Source organism: Asticcacaulis benevestitus DSM 16100 = ATCC BAA-896, assembly GCF_000376105.1.
In the GTDB taxonomy this organism is placed as follows: domain Bacteria; phylum Pseudomonadota; class Alphaproteobacteria; order Caulobacterales; family Caulobacteraceae; genus Asticcacaulis; species Asticcacaulis benevestitus.
Genome location: NZ_AQWM01000088.1, coordinates 1 through 1,782 on the forward strand (window position 1 = coordinate 1; position 1,782 = coordinate 1,782).

The 1,782-nt window shown below is 53.9% G+C and carries 2 protein-coding genes; both read left to right on the plus strand.

The features are described 5' to 3' along the window. Positions 1 to 207, plus strand: a 207-nt coding sequence (locus B060_RS25855) for an aldehyde dehydrogenase family protein (RefSeq protein WP_040401990.1), incomplete at its 5' end; no start/stop codon positions are given. A 173-nt stretch (positions 208 to 380) separates the two neighbouring features. Next, on the plus strand, positions 381 to 1,688 hold the full coding sequence (locus tag B060_RS0123470) for an NAD(P)/FAD-dependent oxidoreductase (RefSeq protein ID WP_018084221.1): 1,308 nt from the start codon (positions 381 to 383) through the stop codon (positions 1,686 to 1,688). Positions 1,689 to 1,782 lie beyond the last annotated feature (94 nt).

A 1,782-nucleotide genomic window follows, 5' to 3' on the forward strand; every position in this document is an offset into this window, starting at 1 on the left:
GTCGGCATGGTGGGCATCAATGTGCCGATCCCGGTGCCCGTGGCCTATCACAGCTTTGGCGGCTGGAAGCGTTCGGGCTTTGGCGATCTGAACCAATACGGCATGGATGGCGTGCGCTTCTACACGCGTGTCAAGACCGTCACCCAGCGCTGGCCGCAAGGCGGCGCTGTCAGCGATCAGAGCTTTATCATCCCGACCATGCGCTAAAGAAGCAGCTCGCTACTTTTAGCTGGGTGGCGGGCTGCTCGCTTCATGGTTACAATTCATTTCTTACAAGTGGCGATCTTGACGTCTACGGCTCCCAGATCATGGTCGCACCTTTTTCGACCATATACCCCCAAGCCGGTCGTGTTTTTTAGAAGAGGTTACGGAGCTTGATTATGAATAGTATCTCAGAATTGCACAAGGAATCCGGCTTCAACCGTGAACTGAACATGGCGGGCAGTTATTATGTCGCAACAGCAAATTCCAGGTCTGATTCAAAAGCTCTAGCGGACGATATCGAAGCTGATGTGTGTGTGATTGGCGGCGGATGCACCGGGTTGTCTGCGGCGCTTCATGCTGCCGAAGTCGGTCTCAAGGTCGTGGTCATCGAAGGCGGCAAGGTTGGTTGGGGAGCGTCAGGTCGCAACGGAGGGCAATTGATTCCGGGACTTCGCAAGGGCCCCACCGAATTGGTTGAGATGGTCGGAGAAGAGCAAGCCCGAGCGCTTTTTTGGCAGGGTATAGAGGCGCGCAACACAGTCCTTGGTCTAATATCTCGCTTTGCTATAGAGTGTGATCTCGTATTGAACGGGCATCTCAACACTGCGGCCAAGCCGAGCCACGTCAAATATTTTGACGAGGAACTTAAAACTCTCAGGAATTTCGGATACGAAAGTGTTGAAATTCTTGATCAAGATGAGACGTCCACGCGTGTCGGCTCGTCCTATTATGGCGGCCTTCTCGACCGCCTAGGCGGACACTATCATCCCTTAAAATATACTCTGAGCCTGGCAAGTGCTGCAGAAACCGTCGGCGTGAAGATATACGAAAACAGTCCTGTCCTTAACTTGAGCAAGGGACCAAACCTGGAGGTGTTTACGGCGCAAGGACGGGTCCGCGCGAAGCGGATCGTCGTTGCAGGCGACGCTTTTCTGGATAAACTTTATCCAGAGATTGAAAAGCGCTTCATACCAATTGGCAGCTATATTGCGGTCACCAAGCCGCTAAAAGATCCGACCGCTATCGTTGCTAACGATCTGGCGGTTTCTGATACGCGCTTCGTTGTGAATTACTTCAGAATGACCCCCGATGGTCGTCTTTTGTTTGGCGGCGGTGAAAACTATTTCCCCAAGCCGCCGCGGGATATGGAGGCTTTCGTCCGAAAGCCAATGGCTGAGGTTTTCCCCCAACTCGCGACTATTCCGATCGAATATTGCTGGGGTGGCCAGGTGACGGTCACCCAAACGCGTTTGCCCCATATGGGACGGGAGGGGGAAATCTATTTTGCGCACGGCTATTCTGGCATGGGCGCGTTGATGTCGACCCATGCCGGAAAATTGCTGGCTGAAGCAATGTTAGGAGCGGATACGGGGCTAGACCTGTTCAGAGCCATAACGCCTCCTGCGTTCCCAGGAGGGGCCGTGTTGCGCGGTCCTTTACAGACTCTTGGCATGTTATGGTTCGCTTTGCGGGATCGCCTTTAGGGTAACCGGGGCACATTCCGGTGCAGCTACGTTGCTGCGAGCCTGACGAGGGTTGGTAGCTTTTGGACGTATGGAGCGTCTTGGACTGTGAAGC